Origin of the sequence: Sphingobacterium sp. UBA6317 (assembly GCF_002440385.1) — a bacterium.
GTDB classification, from domain to species: Bacteria; Bacteroidota; Bacteroidia; order Sphingobacteriales; family Sphingobacteriaceae; genus Sphingobacterium; species Sphingobacterium multivorum.
In genome coordinates this window covers 1-18681 of sequence record NZ_DJTD01000045.1, presented here as the reverse complement: position 1 = coordinate 18681, position 18681 = coordinate 1, and the positions used below count along the sequence as shown (strand labels likewise).

Below are 18681 nucleotides of genomic sequence, written 5' to 3'. Positions count from 1 at the left end.
GACGGGAGTTCAGTCAACAGGGAAAGTAGTCAATAGTTATTTGATATGTTCTTTCGGGATTGCGACAATTCAGATATAAGATAACTTACGACCGGGCATATCACTGAGACAAGATATCGAAATACTAGAAACTACCGACCTATTTTTATAAACTATAAATATCAATAACATGAAAAAAGTAAAATTAATTGTCCCAATTTTGGGAGCATTTCTGGGATTAGGCATTTACATGGGACACGTAAACGCAGAAGAAAGCAAAAAATCGGATACTCTTGCAAAAGCCGATCCTGCATGGACACTGAACAGTCCGAATGCTGATCCGACAAATCCCGCAAACTATTCACCTTACTCTGGTGATCTTTCTACTCTTTGTCCAGGTACTCAAAAAATTTGTGGTATCGTGGCACCAAATGATGGAACAGATCATCCTGTGATTGAAGAGAATAGTGATCTTATGCAACGCATTCAAGATAAAGACACGTCGGCGTCTGATGTTTTTTTGCAAAATTAAAAGCAAGGGGGCGCCAATGCCCCCTCACTTATGGATTCTGCTCCAACTTCCCGATCGAAACGATTTCATCCGGGATTTTGAATGTATATCGTATATCGTTCGGTTCTAGTGTATAGACTTTCTCTTTATATAATCGCGTAATTTTCTTTTTGAAACGGTCCTCAAGATTTAGCCGCCTAAGGTCCATCCATCGAATACCAGCGCGAAAAGCCAGTTCTCTCTCCCTTTCCTCCAGCACAAATCGAAGTACAATAGCTGGATCATTGGAACTAAAAATGGTAAAACTCTCTTTAGCAATTCTCTTTTTACGGAGTTCATTTAGCCTATCCAAAGCAATATCCAACTTTCCCGATCGAGCAGCGCACTCCGCTGCAATCAAATAAATTTCATCCCTTGCAATACCACTGAATACCGCTGAGGAGACATTACCGTCATAGCTTCCATAAAACCCTAAGACTCCATCAACATTCTTTCTGTAAAATAAGCTTTTTCGGAGATCATCCATCGCATATTTGTTGTATAATTGACTGTCGACTATTGCTTGAGAACTAGAAGACATTCCCGAAAAATCGCCTTTGGTCGCATGAAAAATAACCTCTTTGTTCAAAATCGGAAACTGTGTTCCTGAAGCTATCGGATCAAGCAAATTGTAGTCCATAAGTTCTCCATTAAACTGCAAACATGAATCTGCGTATGCGAATGCCTTTTCATAATTTTGAGTCACTAAATAAAAACGGGCCAATGCAGCCCATGCGGCTTCCCGGCTTGGTATCGTCTTGGCTTTGTTATGATCTGGCAATAGGTTGCCCGCCATGATCAATAAACGCTCAATCTCATTATAGCAATCATCGAGCGATGGGCGAATAGATTTTTCCTCAATATTGGCAGAAGGACGAATTGGAACGCCAAGTTTTCCCATATTATTTCCACGCTCATAGGGTGGTGCGTACAAAGCAGCGAGCTGCATCAATGTAAAACCTTTTGAAAATGCAGCTATTCCCTTAGCCATTTTGCGATCCGATTCAGTTCGATTGCCCAATTCAGCATGATCTATGCCCTGTAACACGACATTCGTATCATATATCCGGGCATAGTTTTGATTCCAATTATTTGCGTGGCATGGCTCAGCTATCCAAAGGTATGCATACCGTCCAGTCTCATCGAGCGCATCAATATTCTGCTCTGACAAATAGAAAAAATCGCTGGCATAATCGTATGAGAAGGGATAGTTGGCGTTCATCCGTGTTTCGTTTTGCACGACAGCCAAATAATCATCAACCGTTTCTACAAGTGCTAAGGAACTTTCAGGCTTTACATCGAGGAAATTGTTACAGGACGACATCCCTAATAGGCCGATAACCGCCAATAATAATCTTGTTTTATTCATGGTATTCGATTTAAAATTGAAAATTACATCCTAGAGAATATGACCGAGATATCGGAGTACTATCACCAAATAGCGGATCGAGTTCACTTTTGCTCTTTTTCCAAATAATCCAATTGAGATTATTGACGAAAAGCTGAATCCGTACGGACTTGATAAATTTAGATTTTACTGCAGGTGAGTAAGCTAGACTGATATCCTGAACTCTGATATGATCTGCAGGTTCAATTGTGGCATCCGACAGTCTATAAAAATTGTCTCTGGATGCTAGTGCCGGATATTGTAATGATGGAATATTGGTGTGAAGTTCATCACCCGGATTCTGCCATCGCTTTTCATAATCAGCATGCGCGGCAGCTAAACCAGTAGACAACATCTGCGCATATAATATCGTATTTCGACGATACACATAACCAAACTTACCACTCATATTTACAAGCATTTCCACCCCCTTATAATGCCATGAATTTCTTAAATTGGCATAGTATCGAGGTACGACACTTCCCTGATAGATCAGATCTTCCAATTTAACTTTGGTCGTACTGATCAATGCGGTATAGTCTTCGCTCAATTCTCCATTGAGAAAACCCTGCGGTGCTCCAGTATTGGCATTTAGTCCAGCAAAACGGTATGAAAACATCGAATTCATTGGATAGTCAATAGCTGGCGGCACAAAAAACTCGCCTGCTGTCAATGAAGTTCTCGTGCGGTTGAGTACAGCCATACGATTACTATTGAAACTTCCCAGCAAATCAGCCTTCCACTTCCAAGTTCGATCTACAATTAACGTCCTTAATGTGAGGTCTATCCCTTTTGTTATTAAGGTTCCACTATTACGTGTAAAGGATGCAAAACCTGTTGTCCTATCCGCATCTTCATTTGCAATGAGGTCTGTTGATCTCTTATTATAATAATCTATCGCCAGCGAAATCCTATTTTTAAGAAAAGAAGCATCCACCCCGATATTCCATTGGGCTACATCTTCCCAACGTAGATCAGGATTGGGTGCATTTCTTAGATTAGCATACGGTAATCTTGCCAGTGGACTCAAAAATGAATTATAATCGATTGTAACCACGGCAGGCACCGCATTGTTCACATTTCCACTATGACCATAGGATGTACGTAAAACCAGCTGATCCATCCACGGCATATGGAAAAAACGCTCCTGATTGATGATCCATTTAGCACCGACAGACCACAGCGGTTTCCATTTATTGTTGGTATTTACACCAAAGAGATTAGAGGCATCGCGTCTTGCCGAAGCAGAAAAGGTGTAACGCTTTTTGTAACTATAACCTCCATTGAAGAAAAATGAAACCATTCTGTCTGCCGAGGAAGTGTACTGATCCATAAACGGAATCGCCATACTCGAATAAAGATTACCAAAATTGGGAAAGAGGGTAACATAATCAACCTGACTCGACAGTTTAAGGTTATCGTTATATCCATAAGACCGTCCAATATGTGCATTATTATCTATCTTACGCCATTCCGCCCCGAGCAGTGACTGTATCTCATGTTTATCTGACCAAGCACGACTAAAGTTTAACTGCGTTCTGAACTGATGACTAATGCTTTCGTCGTTACCATAGTCCAAAATACCTCCTTTGGGCAAGTTATAAGTCACCGCTCCATTTTTTATTACGCTGAACCTATTGATTAAATCCCGTGTATAAAACAGGGCCTCGGATTGATAATTTTTTTGCTCATCCGCCTGTCTACTATATTGGTATTTCAGATCAAATGAAAGACCTTTCCATAGGTTATAAGTAGCGCCGATATCCATGATCATATTTCTACGCAATGTCCTACTATCGCGCTGTTGCATTTCCTTCAAAGGATAATAACGCCAGTCCATCAAAAGTCCCTGTCCGACGGTATCGATGTAGCTGTATCGATACAAGTTGTCGACAGGTAATGGTAGGCCATTGTCATCTGCAAGACGGGCGTAGGGATATATGGATGTCAGCTCTCCGGGATTATTGTTGTGTGCTTGCGCTTCCGAATACTGCAATCCCATCTGGAATTCCAAATATTTTGACGGCCGCCAATGCTGGTTCGTACGAATCGACAATTTATTCTGATCGTTGGCTTTCAGTGCATTCAGATCCCTATCCCATCCAATGGCAAGCCTATTATTCCATTTTTCTCCGCCCAATTGAATCGCGATATAATGCTGTTGATTGATACCCTTACGGTATAGATAACGGTCATAATCATTCCTCAGATCATATGACCGATACCTATCTATCTGTGCCATAGCGTCCGTCTCATTTAGATTGCCTTTCTTCACGGCATCTAGTAATTCGACTACTGGAGTCACAATCGGACGTTTGGTATTATTGGAAAGATTCGCATTAAAAACTCCCTTTTCAAAAAGAAAAATTTCATTGTCTATAAATTCGCTACTGCTGATTCTCGGCGAATAGAATAGATCCGGCTTATCTATGATGCTGACATTTGAATTCCACTGCACCGACATTGGGCGATCCATCTTTCCCTTTTTGGTCGTTATGACCAATACACCATTTCCAGCCCTTGCCCCCCATATTGCAGCAGCAGCGGCATCTTTTAATAGGGAAACATTTTCGATATCGTTCGGATTGATCGCTTCAATATCGCCGTCGAAAGGAAAGTTGTCTACAATAATCAATGGCTTAGCAATCGTCGAAGTCATGGTACTATACCCTCGTATCTGAATATCTTTCATGTATCCTTTCCTGCGATCAAATGTTAGCCCAGCGGCCAATCCATCCATACGTTCCAATACGCCAGTACCGATCTGCCTTTCATAATCCTTGTTGCCGATAAGATCTACTGCACCTGTGGTCTGGTATTTAGGGATTTTTTGATATCCCGTAGAAATTAATACTTCGTCCAACTCATTGATAATCGGAGATAAGAGAATGACCTGATTTTTCTCCGTTAATAACGAGCCACTGACTGTATCGGTCTTATACCCTAGTCGTCTAAAAATATAACAAGATGCCAAGTCGATAGTCCCAAGACTTGCATAGCCACTACTATTCGTCACCGCTACATACTTTCCAGTGCAGGTCAAGATCGATACACCTTCTAAGGGTGTATTATTTACCGCATCTCGTATCTCGACCGGTGATGATTGGGCTAGCGTTTTCGTCACCATAACAATTATTATAGCCATTACTAAGAGTAACTTTTTCATTTGCTTCCCTCCTTTCTCTCCGAATAAACATATCCGTTCGAAGTGAGCATCAACGTTCGATTGTTGACCTTAAACTTGTCTGATGACAATACAAAAACATCCAATTCACGTTGTTCTAAACTTAAGCGAAGTCCCTGCCCTGCGAACGAAGCTTGGAGGCTTTGCAAATCATCTACTTTCTGAGGTAATTTCAGATCCAGTTTACCCTGAAAATTGGTTTCGTCAATCATAAAGGGGAGATTTGCTCCCAATGATTGGTTAAAAGCATATAGCATATCCTTCATGCTATAATTACGCATGAAGTTCTTCGTCTGATTATTGTTCAATTGAACACGCTGTTCAAATCTACCATCGCCAGTACCATCTCCACCAGATAACCCATTCATTATCAAACTTGCGTACGGTGATCCAGATTTATTAATGGGGAGAAGTTTTTGATTCGAGACAGTCACGACAAGGCAAGGAATCGTTCTTTTTTGATACGAAGCTTTCATTCCTGTCAACAGATCTAGGTCAATCTTCATTTTGGCAAAAATAATGGAGTCTAGTGTATGCATTGGGGCTACAGACTCATAGGTCACTTTCGCATATTTTCCATTCGTATCAAAAACAGACAAAAATTCTTCACTCTGCGGATCAGCTTCAATAATACATCGTGATGGCATCGTGTTGATATTTCCTTTTCGAGGCGATTGATGTTGTATCCAATACGCAAAAAGGCGCTTTAAGCCCAAGTTAGGATACACAAAATGTTTGATCTGATGCAGGGAATCTACTTTTTTCATCACCGGTACAGGAAGTGTGGGATCATAAGGCAGTACAGCACTATAGTAATAACCATCAGCGCCTGTTGAATTAGCCAACAAGGGGCCATCTATCGTCATTTTTCGTGTTAAAATAGGTTTAGCTGTTTCGTCTGCTATCATCAAAGCAAGCCTATCGGCCGTTAACTCCACTGGAGTTGTCAATGCCCTTACTATCCCTTTTTGATCTATGACGACATTGAAGGGAATCGCATCTTTTTCAAAATATCTGGGGAGTATCTTATCGTTGACAACTGAATAGAAAGTTTTATCAAGATGATTTTCTTTTAAAAATTCACTTTTAGCGATAAACTTCTGGACTGCCGCAGCATCCTGATGGCTTATGGAAAGGATCTTGATCTTTTCGTCCATTTCTTTTTCCAGCTTATACAAGCTTGGAAATGCTGCTATACAGGAACTGCAATATGTTGCCCAAAAGTCTAGAATAATAAGGTCTCTATCTCTATAATCTTTTAATGTCAGCTTATTGGTTCCAGCAGGATGCCCTACGACATCAAGTTTCAAATCCCAAAGGGACTCTGGGATGGTATCCCCTATTTTAAGAGGTTTTATTAAGAGCCCATCGGCCCCACTGTTCTTGCGGGGCGTCTGAGCTGATAAACTAAATATAGAAACCGTACAAACCACTATCAACATAGCTCGCTTGTTCTTTAATGCCTTCAAAAACCAACTAATAATATTGGTTAATATATTGGTAGGGAAAAGGGCATACCTCTCCCATTTGCATAAATTTTGCATTCAAAAAAGCGTTAATCAAAGACTGATAATAGTCTCTGTGTTATAAAAAAATAAAATGCTTCCGAAGGCCGTCTCAAACTGGTTACAAGGCATCGACTAGGGGACATTATGACGCTTCTTTTCGGAAAAAGGAAAAAACTCGACATGCTTTTATTGCAATTGAATAAAAGGTTTAATTGCTTACGCTTGAAAAAAATGCTTTTATTTATTAATTTTAGGTTTCGAATCAGTAATTAACAAGTTAAAGCATCCATATCAAGTATTCAAACAATACATGGCGAGAAAACAACGAGTAAATCATGAATAAGCTTTTAGCAAATAGTAGCTTTCTACTTTTAGTAACTTTCTACATTATTGCTAGAGGCTAGACATTGCACTCTCTCTGTTTTTTTGATTTTTATGACCTGTTATTCTGGTGGCGATATAACTTTTTGGTATTGAAATAAGAAAAATCTCCAGGGGAATTGATTTTTTATTCCGGGGAATTTTTTGATGGATGTAATTTTTGTTCTCATAATCTTTTTTGGTTTATGAAAACGAAAATCACCCTCTAAAGCAGGCGCTCTTTTGTTGACAAAACAATAGAGCGAATACCAACGCTTTGATAGAGGTACCGCTAGGACCGCTTTAACCTAAGTTAAAGTTCCACAAAGACTAACATGGTATCCGCTCTATTGGAGAATGTACAAATATACATTAAATCCAATAGAAAGCGAATCCACGATCAGCTCATGTGGAAAGTTAGCGGTTTTCTATCATGAGTGATTTCGTTTTGCAAGCAGTTTAAAACTGCTAGACATTTCGCAATCATAATATTTACAAGACAAATATAATAATAATACGCACCAAGTGCAAATATTTTTTTTCTAATTATGGGTAGGGTTAAAGTTGCAGATGCAATTAAAATAAATTTAATTGATGAATTTATTAAAGAATATGAAGTCTCGAACCGATTGATTGCAGTTTGGGCAGACGTAAACTATTCTCAGGTGAGTTCCTGGAGAAGTAATACTTCTCAACCCAGTGAAGAAAATTTAAATCAGTTGGGTGAATTGTTCGAACGGGAGAATACTCTATTAAGGGTAACTGGTCAAACCAGAAGAAATACCGGCCTCGCAAAAGCATTAGATCAAGAATTAAAACGCTTGATGAAGGTCGAAAAAATTCCTTTTGAAATTGAAAACAATAAAGAAGAAAAGCAAGGTGAGCATAAATCGACTAGCGATTCAAATGAGGACAGTACACAAAGTAAAAAGTCTACTAAAATTATAAACCCACTCTTAGTAAAAAAAATAAAGGCATTTGCAGAAGAGTACAAAAAGAAAAATCCACCACCATCGCTAACCTATTTTGATAAGCCTTTCGCTGAATTAACTAAAGACGAATTAAAAGGCTTAAATGTATTTATATGCAATTCTACCATGAATCCAGGTTTGGTTGAAATGGGTTATCACGTGGTCACTGCTGAAAAGGAAGATCTTCAGCTAGTTGCCAGCTTCGTGAAATTTGAGGATGCTAAAAACTATATTGATTTAATTGAGCGCGGATATATTGATTTAGGAGGAAAATAGCTTAAGAAATTTCCAAGATTTAATAACGTAGATAATCTTATTGTCGGGGCTCCTCCCGCCAATGTCGAGCTGTAATGTCTTCTCATTTCAGCTTTTAATTATGCTAAAAAATGAGAGGATCTATCCAATTTAGAAAACGCGATCACTGATATTAGAAATGCAATTTCATGTACTCTTATAATTACTTTACTTTCTTATATTTTTTGCCATAGGCAGTGATTTCTTGATCACCACTGCGCTTTATGATAATAGTTGTTATCCCCATTTGACCAGTCATCAAATGTTTTTTGTCATCATAAACCAATCGTTGTTTTCCAAGAAAATCACTCACATAAAAATAGGTACCCTCTTCCTTTATAATTTTTAGAGGCTTTTCCTGCTCCACTTCACTTTTCCATTCGCCTACAAAAAAGTTAGGATCATAATAAGTATCATTGGCTTTTTTATAATCTTCGGCTTTCTCCTTAGACACTTTAGAAAAATTAGCCGCTTTGCTCCCAATACTCATTTTCATTTTATCTGGATCTTCCACGATATTCATCAAAATATTTGCCGAAGCAAGACCATTGGTAATCTGTGCACTGAGGGTATTATCATCTTTGTTGTACGTTGCAGGCACATCTAAATCTTTACTATTTAGATAAAGTTTATCGCCCTCTTTCTTGATTTCCAAAACTTCTGAATGTTCTTTTCCATCTTCAATCCAATAGCCAATAAATTTATCTTCTTTTTTCTGCGAACAGGAATAAAAAAAGAATAATGTAATTAAAGAAACTGCCAATATTAAAACTCTACTTATTTTCATAATTAATTTAAAGGTTATTTAATACTTGAAAATACTACATTAAAGAGATAACTCAAAATCAATCGGTAATAATTCCCAAATAATAATGTTTTTTTTAAACACTTTCACAAAAAGTTATCGCTCGGTAACGAAAACTTAAGATTACATATTCAATAAAACATATTTCTTTACTGGTAGGTTTAAATTGAAAAACACTCTAGAATAGGTATGAATTTCGAAGTTTTTTATAGAATTATCTATAAAAAAGATTTAGGATAATTGGAAGGGGAGAACGTAGCTGAAGGAATTTAAAAAAATTATAGCGTTAAGTTGATATTATTTATTCTATATCTGACGCTTATATTTAGAATTCATCACCAAAAATTCATTTTGGACGGTCCTTATCAAATCCGAAAACGTAACGAGATATTTCTCCATATTTCATTTGCGAAGAGATGATCTGATTTTATATTTTCAAAGAACCATCCTTTCTCCCTTTTAACTAATTTCTGAACAATGCCATCTAATAATATTTTTACTTCAGTACTGTTTTTCGACAACGACTTTTCTAACAGAACTAACTGATAATCTTGCCCTTTATAAGTCAATCGAAATTCCTGAGATTTATGTGTTTTTTCACTTCCCAAGCCAATAATGTCCTCCATACAATCTAGATAAATATGATATTGTGTGATTCAAATATTATATATTTTTAATTCTACCAATATAGATTAAAATAGAATTTATTCAAAAAATCTTTAAAAATTTTCGAATACATAACTCATAACTAAATAGAGTATAGAATTTTGAATAATAATTATGCTGCTCCCCTAAAACTAGACATAAATTTAAGGTATGAAATAAATAGATTAAATTAGCAATATTATGTCACGTACACGGAGAACATTTAGTAAAGATTTTAAGAGCAGAGTTGTATTGGAGTCACTTAGAGAGAAGGATACGATAGAGGTTTTAGCGAAGAAATATGAGTTGTTGCCGACTCAGATTTCGGCATGGAAAGCAGAAGCCATCCGGAATATGAGCAAAGTTTTTTCAAAGGATGCAGGAGATTCCAAAGATAGCAATATACCGACGGAAAAGCTCTTTGCTCGTATTGGAGAATTAAGCCTAGAAAACGAATTTCTAAAAAAAAAGCTTTACTAATTCCTTTATCGGAGCGTTTGACTATGGTCAGCAAAAAAGATGTATTAAGCTTTAGCAAGCAGTGCAATGCGCTTGGATTGAACCGTAGTACGCTTTATTATAGGAAAAAAGACAAATCAGAGCAGGATAAGGCTATAGAGTTGTTCATGCAGGAGCAATATGTCAGGACGCCATTTTATGGTTACCGAAAGCTTACGGTACTTTTACGGGAGGCGGGTTTTCAGATCAATTCAAAACGTGTTAGGAGACTGATGAAAGTAATCAACTGGCGTACGATTTACCGCGAACCAAGCACCACCGTTGTAAACAAGGCGCATAAAAAATATCCTTATTTATTGAAGGGGCTGGAAATCGATAGAAAAAATCAAGTCTGGGCAACCGATATTACGTATATACCTATGAAAAAGGGGTTTATGTATCTATCGGCGATCATTGACCTGAAGACGAGATATGTCTTAAATTGGGATATCAGCAATACAATGAGTGCGGAATGGTGTACAGATCTATTGAAAGAGACCTTGCATATGCATGGTAAACCGGAGATATTCAATACCGATCAAGGTAGTCAATACACGAGTGACCTGCACACCAAAGAACTGTTAGATAACGATATATCTATCAGTATGGATGGAAAAGGCAGGGCCTTGGATAATATTTTTGTTGAAAGATTATGGCGGTCTGTAAAATATGAAAACGTATATTTACAGGCCTACGATAGTCCAAGGTCTCTCCGTGCTGGGTTACGGTCTTACTTTGAATTCTACAATCAGGAACGCTTCCATCAGGGAATAAACTATAATACTCCGCAAAGCATGTATTTGCAAGCGGATGCGGCATAAAAATAGAATAACTTTTTTAGGCTTTCAAGAGCCAAAAAGTTATTTCCATTTTCAGCCCTAAAACAGAAAATACTATATAAAAATTAGAAATTTCTGTCTAAACAAACGGGCGCAGCTTACCACAATCCATCATGTCAATCTGTTTATAATATGGAAAACGTTATATCACTTAGAAGTCTTATATGGCTTATACAATCAATTTACTATTTTACACTAATAAACGGATGGTTAAGATATATCTCATGAATTATATCCACTCTAATGATAGCAGATTGGATAACATGCTGTAGGTGTCCATTTAGGTTATATAAAGTCGTGGTGTCTGAGTAGTCAAATTTCTTTTGGATAGAAATCATAGGGTACATAATAAACTTATTGCTGGTCATTTCTTAAAATTTTCCGTCCGCTACATCCTCTTCTGAAAAAGGTTTGATCAGAATAGTTTCAAAAAAAGATCTGAAAACTACGACAAACTGCGTTCCCCAGAAAGTGTCAATTAATGCTAATCCCGACTGAAGAGGAAGAATATTACTGTACCCTCCAATAATTCCACCAAGCAAAAAATTAGCAACTAAACGATGTGCTTCGTAAACAGCGGACAGATATTTTTCAATTTCATGATACGGTGTAAACTGGTGATCGCCCTCACAAAGAATAATGACATCTTCATCACTTTCAATAGCCATTTGAATAACCCTACAGATACTCATTCACAGCCCAACTGCGCCATTAGCATGCACGGAAGCCTCCACTACTTGTACATCAAATTCATTCCTCCCTTCAAATTGGCTAAAATGTGCTTTAGTCTATCCTTTCGTTTAGGAATATTGATAATATAAGTAGGTATAATAATGTTATTTTCCATTGTCTATTTTATGATGAAGATTTTCGAAATGAGTCTTTAGATAGGATAGTGCTACCAATCTCTTCTCGGACTTAACAAAATATTCTTCAACAATTCTAGTTCCTGCGTTTTTTACTGTTACATCTGAATAGCCAAATTCTTCCTGAATAAAAATAAAAGGAGACATACAATACATATTATCACTTACTCCACTCATTTTAAATCTATATTATCATCATTACTACATTCCAAAGAAAGAAGTCTTTTAAAGGCTCTTTTATAAATGATCGTAAATTGAAATCCTGTAAAATGGTTGATCCTGAAAAGTTCTTGTTCCACCTGGACAGCATCTTCAAAATGGCTCACTCCGCCAAATAAAATATCACTGCACAAACCTTTTGCTTTCGCTATTGTATTTCTTAATTCAACAACGTTGTAATGTGGTGTAAAACAATGGTCGTCTTCACAGACAATGATATATGGTAATTCCTTAGTCTCCGCTTGCTTTATAATGTTATATAGAGTTCGCAATAAGACTACTGCATCTATTTTATGTTTCACCGCTTTAACAAGTTTAAATGCAAATTCCGATTTACTGACAAACTGCTTAATTATATGGTTCTTCCGGTCATCCCTGTCCTCTAGATTAATTTCAAATACTGATTTTTTTTCTTTTTATATTAAAAACCTTAAAATTGCAACGCCGTATTCTTCATAATTTCATCTAACAAACCAGTATCAGCATAGCAATCAAGCTAGCCCCGAGAATAAAAAACATCAATAACATTTTTTATCTTTCAGGAATTGGTACAATTGTTCAGAATTTATATTAACACGAACGATTTGCCCATTCTGATCAACTAAAAAATTATGCGGGATTGACCTGATACCGCATTTATTAAAAAAATCACTGCTCGATCCCATTAAATCTGACACCTGCACCCAGTGATATTTATATTTTTCCAATGCCGAAATCCAGTTTGACCTATCCACGTCCACAGAAACACCAATGATCTCAAAGTTTAAAGAGTTTTCTTTATTGTACCATTTCCCTATTTTATTCAGTTCTTCAATACATGGGGCGCACCAGCTTGCCCAAAAATCAACCAACACATATTTTCTATAACTGGCCGATAATATAACTTTTTGCCCGCTTACATCTTCCATTGTAAAATCGGGTAAATAATCTCCCACTTTGAGACCACCCCTTATACGAACATCAAGTCCTTTTTCTATTCCTATTCCTTTCATTCTAGGACTCAATAAATTAAAAGCGGCTCTTTGAGTTGAATCGGTAAGCATTTTCATACCCGCATACGAATAAAGTTCATCAAGACCAATAAACATATCTGAGTTTTTTTTTATCCAGCTTAAAAAATCTTGGTTAAATATTCTCAATAGATTATTTAATGAATCTTTATACAGTTCGACATTCTTATTTTCTTCAATCTTTTTCCGATAATAAAAATATTTTTTATTAAAAGGTTTTTCAACCCTAGTTTTATAATCAAGATAAGCTGATTGTTGAGCACCTCCCTTAACTTCAGCTCGATTTAAAGAGTCTATTTGACCGGTGATAGTATACTCGGCATTTTCTAAAATAAAAGTTTGCCAACCAATATTTAACAATGGAACTTCTATGGAATAAAAATTCGGTTCAGCAATAATCCCTTCGAATACGAAAGTATCATTTTTGCTGTAGCAAGAATCTACAACTTTAAGTTTTGTGGCATTGCTATACCCCCCTGCTTTATTGCTTAGATAGACCATCTGATTTCCTAAGCCTTTTAAAGTACCTTTGATTGAATACCCCGGATGTTGTGCAAAAAGCTCTCCTGCAATAAGAAAGAGAAGGCCTAAAATCGAAAAACCTTTCATAATTTTATATTTAAATAAGGGATCGTCAGTTGTTACGACGACCCCTCGTTAATCAACAACTAACTGGGACAAGTTTCAGCTTTTTTCTCCTCCGCAATATATATTGCTCTTATCTGTAGAACATGAAACTCCATAACCACAATCTTTAGAAAATTTAGTTTTCTTCGCATCATCACATATTAATGTACAGGAAGGGAACCCTACCAACCTCAAGACCTGATTTATAATTTTGGGTATAACCAGATTCTTGCGAAACAGGCACCCCTATCAACTGATTCTTGTCATTTCGATTGTAGGCCGTTAAGGAAGCATTCAGCCGATTATCAAAGAAAGATCCATCCAAATTGATGTTTGTTCTTTCAGCAATAGGCATTTTGATATTGTAACCGATAAAGCCACTGTTATAAGGACGGTTCATTCCCAACACAGGACCATAGCCCGGAATAGTCGGCTCTTCATCCCAGCCATTTTCAGTTCGATATTGAGGGCCTGCTGCATATCGATCGTCTAAAAAGGTACGTACAGTTTGTCCCCAACCTGCAGTAATATTCAAGCTATTAACGGTCGAATTAGATTTAAGAAATTGATTCTTCAAGCTATACTTGACATCGAAGGCAGGGGTCGTAACCCAGCGACTATTAGGTTGTCCATTGGACGAACCATCACGTCGTACCAAGGCACTGAATGTCAAAAAATCTTCATACTTAAATTTCGCTGAAGCATAGACAGAAAATAAACCGTTAACTTCTTTATCTATATAGCGAAAAACCTGCCCAAAGCCACTCGAATTTAGAAAACCGTCTCCTGTTGCAGTCGCCGACACTTTGTTTAGTTTAACAAAGTCACTCGGTCCATCGTACGCCCTTGTATAATTGTATTTGTAGGTATCTTCTTGGTAAGTTTGCCCAGCTTCTATCTGTAGTTCACTTTTTGGTGTAAAATCAAATTTATAAGTAGCGGCATTATTCCAAATCATACGTTGGTTATAACCAAAATAACTTGAAATATAACTTATCCCGTCCATTAGCGTGGATGGTGTAAAATAATCCCTGGAACCTTCATTATAGTCAAACAATAATGAGGTGGAAAGGGTTAATTTATCAATTTTTGCACTTAGTGTCAGATTACCATTAAGGGTTGTGACGCGATTGTTGTCAACACTTTTATCAAATTCCTGCAAATATGATCCATACACCGCAGCATTAGGAGAAAGTGGAGTTGAAAGATCCGGGATATAGCGCGCTTCAGCATAACGATCTCTTAAACTCCGGTTACCAAATCGATCCAATCGTGCGGCATTTACATTTGATGAAACGGTCAACCATTTGAATGGAGCCATATTGATTCCAAAGAATATATTATAACGGTTTATACTCGTTTCGTCAGCGCTGTTTGCATTTTTGGTTCCGGATCCAAAAAACCTAAAATTGGCCCGATCATTACCTCCGGTGATCCCCAAATCGGCCGTATATGTCGGGGTATTTTTGTAATAAAGATCATTCCAATTGGAAGGGCCAAAGAAGGCCGCATTCGTTGAATCTCTTAAATAAGGTGCATAATCATCATAATTTTGCTGCGTTGCATACTTGTCAAAAAACTGTTTACGGAAGGTATTTTCATAGGCACCATTTGTTGTATATACTTTTGGGTTTGATGCAAAACCATAATATGCATTCAAACTGATGTCTTTAACTCCTGCCCGCGCATTTTTTGTCGTTATATATATTGCTCCATTCGCAGCATTCGGTCCGAGTTTTGCCAACTCAAATGGATCTTTGACTACAGCAATCGACTGAATGTTGCTAATATCAATTTGGGATAGCAAATTCGTTGCAGGCCCAACACGATTGTAATCATATTCCTGTACATCAAACGCAAACGGATTTTCCTGCACCATTGGCACACCATTCAGATAGACAGCGGGCTGTAGCGCATAGTTGTCACGTTTCGTGAACATCACCCCAGATGCACCCTGCACGATCATACTCTGAACTGACCCAGGCTCTCCACTCGGTTCCTGAACGTACACACCCGCCAGCTGACCTTTTACGATCTGCTGCAACGAAATATTTGGCTGCAGAGAAACTTTTCGCACATCAACAGTATCGCGAATGTGTCTAAATTTCTGAAGTGATTTCACCATTTGCCCAATAGTATCGGTCTTGGGGCTGGAGTCTAGTTTATCTGTTTTGACAGTGTCCCTATGCATTGTAGAAATGAGATTTTCTGATCTAAAAAACAATCCAGTATTCGCAGAAAGCGACTTTGTCCCAACAACAGATAAAAACAAAGCAAAAGAAAGGCTTGTGTAATTTTTAACCATTATTTCAATTATAATTTAAGTTTTTATACCCACTTCGCAGTCATTAGCCGGTCCGAAGGCATTAATTATATTACTATTTAAGAAAATACATGAGCATAAATAGCATATTCAATCTATTCTATTGATTAGCTAAGGCTTTTAAAAAAATTGGCACTATTCCGCTTTGACTAAATTCCGTATTCGGCTTAAGAAAAATATATTATACAATTAAGTCGGTTATAATTGATAGTACTAAACAATGATATAATAATATTTTTAAAGTAAGACATAAAGCGACAACGAAATCGATTGCGTAAATTAAACAAACGATTGCACTGTAACGATAGATTATTATGTATCACATATAATAATTTTATAATAAAATAATGATGAAGTTATAATATTCGTAAAAGTGTGTGATTTTTGCAAAGAAGCTCGACCAAGTTAGAAGAAACACGAATTGAAGAGAAAAAATCAGAAAACCGGTCTAAATAATAAGATTTTCACTTGAGAATACTTATAAATCTGGAGAAAGGTCACTCTCTCCAATTGTTAAAACATTCCTCCAATACACTTCACAAATTTTATGCATCCTTAACATTGTATACTGGATAATAGCTTCCAAATGTCCGCCTACACCATTTATTGACGTTATATCGGAATGACCGAATTCTTTCTGAATGGAATCATAGGATACATAACAAATTTGTTGCTCGTCATTTCTGAAAACTTACCATCCGCAACGTGCTTCTCTGAAAATGATTCTGCTAAAATTGCTTCAAAAAACGAACGATAGACAACAACAAATTGAGTTCCCCAAAAGGCATCTATCCATATCAATCCCGATGGAAGCGGCAAGATATTCGTATATCCACCAAGAATTCCTCCAAGTAAGAAATTTGCTCCCAACCGGTTTGCTTCGTAAATAGCTGACAGAAAGTTTTCAGTGTTATAATCTGAGGTAAACTCATGATCATCCTCACAAATTATAATAACGTCTTCATCATCTTCTAGAGCCATCTTTATAATACGGCATACACTCATCCAAAGCACAATCGTTCCGTTCACGTGGACCGTAAAAATCCAACTCTCTTAATAGTTTTTAGCTAGATTTTCAAGAATAATTTTGTCATAGCATTTTATATTTCCCTTGTCATAACCTATGAGTTTGTTAATGATTTTACCTTGATTATTGACAAATAAAACCGCTGGGATACTTCCATCTAGCTCCAATATATCGTACAAGAAATTTATTTTTTCAGATGGTACGATAAACTGCTCCCAAGGCATATTGTTCTCTTCCAGACTCTTCTTCCAAGCAAGCTCATTGCGATCCAGTGAAACAGATACCCAATGGACTTTATTTTCATCCTTGTATTTTTGATAGAGCTTCTTCATATCGGGGATTTCCTGCAAACATGGTCCACACCAGCTTGCCCAAAACACCAATATATTAACTTTACTATTTCGATTAATAATCCGTTTTACCCCACCATCAACAGACTTTAGTTCAAATGAAACAATTTTCCCTGAAGAAACTTGTCGATTCAATATAGACGCTTTTATTTCGACAGCCTCCTTCCTCTCTTGCATATCCTCATCAAAAAGTGGCAGAAGAAGCTGTAATTGTCTGACACTGAAATTTGCTCGGTTTTCCAAAATCTGTTTCAGCAAATAGATAGAATAGGGATACTCTTTGACCTGTTGCTGTATAAAAACAAACGCAGAATCCGTGATACGGTTGTTTAGGTCCCATTTGACGCTATACATAGCCCGGGTCTGTTTTCCAGCACTCAGAGGTTCATCTGGATATACTAATTGTATATTATCGGCCATTTTAATCTGTCTTGAATGAAAAACCTTTAAGTTTCCCCCTAATTTCACGGTATCATCAGCCATAAAAAAATCTACCTGTAATGGCCCTCCTCTAAATGTTCTATCCGTCGGAAACTGAAAAATGGATTTCATGCCAATATCATCTATATGGCTTAAGGTATAAAAGTCATTTTCTGGATCCCTCTGCAATGAAAAGGAAAATTTCCCATCTTTTACATAAACGGAATCAATCGCTTCTCTTTTAGAATTTAATAAGTACACAGTACCCGGAGAAAGATTTTTAATATTACCCCCGATATATACCGAATCTTTTGGAGCAATTGTAGGGGTGCAACTCGCAATGAAAAGCAATAAATTTAAATAAATTAGCCTCATAAAATAAAAAATTAGAAGTGTTCATTCATATAGAATGAACACTTTGATTTAAATACTACCAATCTTTATAGCATCTACCAATACCACTATTGGAAGTTAAATGGACGTCTCCTAGCCCAGCATCACAATAACATCTGGACATTGAGCTTTCACTGTTTCTACAGGTGCCTGTTTTTGTTATCCATTTGCCATCATCACCTTGGATAGAAAGGGTGCACGATGTTGATTTACAAAATAAGCCACCCTCTGCATCACTGCCCGTTTCTCCACCTGTGATACTTTTCAATTCCTCGCTTGAAAGGAATTCCTCTCTTGGGATTATTTTTAAACTTATCTTCACTTGCGTCCTAAACGTTTAAAAAGTGGCGGTGTTTGGATATAGCAAAGTTGCTATATTTAAATTGCAAAATTATAACACACCGCCATGATAAATTTAAATGTTTT

16 protein-coding genes are annotated in these 18681 nt (G+C 37.0%); 4 read left to right on the top strand and 12 right to left on the bottom strand.

Annotated elements, in window-relative coordinates:
- Positions 1-169 precede the first annotated feature (169 nt).
- Positions 170-511: a hypothetical protein gene (locus tag B3E92_RS14630; protein ID WP_286897386.1), complete on the top strand. Its 342-nt coding sequence runs from the start codon at positions 170-172 to the stop codon at positions 509-511.
- Between the two features lie 28 nt (positions 512-539).
- Here the strand turns inward: B3E92_RS14630 and B3E92_RS14625 are convergent, their stop codons facing one another.
- The 3 genes from B3E92_RS14625 to B3E92_RS14615 are packed head-to-tail and all read right to left on the bottom strand — an operon-like array spanning position 540 to position 6542.
- Complete coding sequence (locus B3E92_RS14625; protein WP_286897385.1) at positions 540-1898, bottom strand: RagB/SusD family nutrient uptake outer membrane protein; 1359 nt, start codon at positions 1896-1898, stop codon at positions 540-542.
- A 10-nt stretch (positions 1899-1908) separates the two neighbouring features.
- Positions 1909-5061, bottom strand: coding sequence for a SusC/RagA family TonB-linked outer membrane protein (locus B3E92_RS14620; RefSeq protein WP_286897384.1), 3153 nt, complete (start codon positions 5059-5061; stop codon positions 1909-1911).
- Positions 5062-5078: 17 nt separating this feature from the next.
- Positions 5079-6542, bottom strand: coding sequence for a TlpA family protein disulfide reductase (locus B3E92_RS14615; RefSeq protein ID WP_286897383.1), 1464 nt, complete (start codon positions 6540-6542; stop codon positions 5079-5081).
- A 974-nt stretch (positions 6543-7516) separates the two neighbouring features.
- Between B3E92_RS14615 and B3E92_RS14610 the strand changes: the two genes are divergently transcribed.
- Positions 7517-8215 carry a hypothetical protein gene (locus B3E92_RS14610; RefSeq protein ID WP_286897382.1) on the top strand — a complete coding sequence of 233 codons (699 nt, stop codon included), beginning with the start codon at positions 7517-7519 and terminating at the stop codon, positions 8213-8215.
- Positions 8216-8396: 181 nt separating this feature from the next.
- Here the strand turns inward: B3E92_RS14610 and B3E92_RS14605 are convergent, their stop codons facing one another.
- Both B3E92_RS14605 and B3E92_RS14600 read right to left on the bottom strand, forming a co-directional pair.
- Positions 8397-9020 (bottom strand): hypothetical protein, encoded by a 624-nt coding sequence (locus B3E92_RS14605; RefSeq protein WP_286897381.1) that lies wholly within the window; start codon positions 9018-9020, stop codon positions 8397-8399.
- A 383-nt stretch (positions 9021-9403) separates the two neighbouring features.
- Positions 9404-9664, bottom strand: a complete 261-nt coding sequence (locus tag B3E92_RS14600; protein ID WP_286897380.1) for a hypothetical protein — start codon at positions 9662-9664, stop codon at positions 9404-9406.
- 220 nt (positions 9665-9884) lie between these two features.
- Between B3E92_RS14600 and B3E92_RS14595 the strand changes: the two genes are divergently transcribed.
- Together B3E92_RS14595 and B3E92_RS14590 are read left to right on the top strand one after the other, a co-directional pair.
- A complete protein-coding gene (locus tag B3E92_RS14595) occupies positions 9885-10163 on the top strand; it encodes a transposase (RefSeq protein WP_286897379.1) in 279 nt (92 codons plus the stop codon).
- A gap of 23 nt (positions 10164-10186) precedes the next feature.
- Complete coding sequence (locus B3E92_RS14590) at positions 10187-11002, top strand: IS3 family transposase (RefSeq protein ID WP_286897377.1); 816 nt, start codon at positions 10187-10189, stop codon at positions 11000-11002.
- 389 nt (positions 11003-11391) lie between these two features.
- Here B3E92_RS14590 and B3E92_RS14585 read toward each other — a convergent pair whose 3' ends face one another.
- From B3E92_RS14585 to B3E92_RS14555, 7 genes are all read right to left on the bottom strand, one after another.
- Positions 11392-11712 carry a hypothetical protein gene (locus tag B3E92_RS14585; RefSeq protein WP_286775065.1) on the bottom strand — a complete coding sequence of 107 codons (321 nt, stop codon included), beginning with the start codon at positions 11710-11712 and terminating at the stop codon, positions 11392-11394.
- A gap of 144 nt (positions 11713-11856) precedes the next feature.
- Complete coding sequence (locus B3E92_RS14580; RefSeq protein ID WP_286897376.1) at positions 11857-12063, bottom strand: hypothetical protein; 207 nt, start codon at positions 12061-12063, stop codon at positions 11857-11859.
- Entirely contained in the window at positions 12060-12407 is a 348-nt protein-coding gene (locus B3E92_RS14575) for a hypothetical protein (RefSeq protein WP_286897375.1), read from the bottom strand. The genes B3E92_RS14580 and B3E92_RS14575 overlap by 4 nt, the downstream gene beginning before the upstream one ends.
- A gap of 216 nt (positions 12408-12623) precedes the next feature.
- The gene (locus B3E92_RS14570) at positions 12624-13724 is read right to left on the bottom strand and encodes a TlpA disulfide reductase family protein (RefSeq protein WP_286775063.1); all 1101 of its coding nucleotides are present in this window, start codon (positions 13722-13724) and stop codon (positions 12624-12626) included.
- Between the two features lie 172 nt (positions 13725-13896).
- A complete protein-coding gene (locus tag B3E92_RS14565) occupies positions 13897-15933 on the bottom strand; it encodes a TonB-dependent receptor plug domain-containing protein (protein ID WP_286897372.1) in 2037 nt (678 codons plus the stop codon).
- A gap of 744 nt (positions 15934-16677) precedes the next feature.
- The gene (locus B3E92_RS14560; protein ID WP_286775061.1) at positions 16678-17046 is read right to left on the bottom strand and encodes a hypothetical protein; all 369 of its coding nucleotides are present in this window, start codon (positions 17044-17046) and stop codon (positions 16678-16680) included.
- Between the two features lie 72 nt (positions 17047-17118).
- On the bottom strand, positions 17119-18237 hold the full coding sequence (locus B3E92_RS14555; protein WP_286775060.1) for a TlpA disulfide reductase family protein: 1119 nt from the start codon (positions 18235-18237) through the stop codon (positions 17119-17121).
- Positions 18238-18681: the final 444 nt, after the last annotated feature.

What these genes read in the sequence shown, in the direction of transcription:
- B3E92_RS14595 (WP_286897379.1), top strand. Translation starts at nt 9,885, where the DNA reads ATGTCACGTACACGGAGAACATTTAGTAAAGATTTTAAGAGCAGAGTT.
- B3E92_RS14570 (WP_286775063.1), bottom strand. Translation starts at nt 13,724, where the DNA reads ATGAAAGGTTTTTCGATTTTAGGCCTTCTCTTTCTTATTGCAGGAGAG.
- B3E92_RS14605 (WP_286897381.1), bottom strand. Translation starts at nt 9,020, where the DNA reads ATGAAAATAAGTAGAGTTTTAATATTGGCAGTTTCTTTAATTACATTA.
- B3E92_RS14560 (WP_286775061.1), bottom strand. Translation starts at nt 17,046, where the DNA reads ATGGCTCTAGAAGATGATGAAGACGTTATTATAATTTGTGAGGATGAT.
- B3E92_RS14600 (WP_286897380.1), bottom strand. Translation starts at nt 9,664, where the DNA reads ATGGAGGACATTATTGGCTTGGGAAGTGAAAAAACACATAAATCTCAG.
- B3E92_RS14580 (WP_286897376.1), bottom strand. Translation starts at nt 12,063, where the DNA reads ATGAGTGGAGTAAGTGATAATATGTATTGTATGTCTCCTTTTATTTTT.
- B3E92_RS14610 (WP_286897382.1), top strand. Translation starts at nt 7,517, where the DNA reads ATGGGTAGGGTTAAAGTTGCAGATGCAATTAAAATAAATTTAATTGAT.
- B3E92_RS14585 (WP_286775065.1), bottom strand. Translation starts at nt 11,712, where the DNA reads ATGAGTATCTGTAGGGTTATTCAAATGGCTATTGAAAGTGATGAAGAT.
- B3E92_RS14590 (WP_286897377.1), top strand. Translation starts at nt 10,187, where the DNA reads ATGGTCAGCAAAAAAGATGTATTAAGCTTTAGCAAGCAGTGCAATGCG.
- B3E92_RS14620 (WP_286897384.1), bottom strand. Translation starts at nt 5,061, where the DNA reads ATGGCTATAATAATTGTTATGGTGACGAAAACGCTAGCCCAATCATCA.
- B3E92_RS14615 (WP_286897383.1), bottom strand. Translation starts at nt 6,542, where the DNA reads ATGTTGATAGTGGTTTGTACGGTTTCTATATTTAGTTTATCAGCTCAG.
- B3E92_RS14625 (WP_286897385.1), bottom strand. Translation starts at nt 1,898, where the DNA reads ATGAATAAAACAAGATTATTATTGGCGGTTATCGGCCTATTAGGGATG.
- B3E92_RS14630 (WP_286897386.1), top strand. Translation starts at nt 170, where the DNA reads ATGAAAAAAGTAAAATTAATTGTCCCAATTTTGGGAGCATTTCTGGGA.
- B3E92_RS14555 (WP_286775060.1), bottom strand. Translation starts at nt 18,237, where the DNA reads ATGAGGCTAATTTATTTAAATTTATTGCTTTTCATTGCGAGTTGCACC.
- B3E92_RS14565 (WP_286897372.1), bottom strand. Translation starts at nt 15,933, where the DNA reads ATGCATAGGGACACTGTCAAAACAGATAAACTAGACTCCAGCCCCAAG.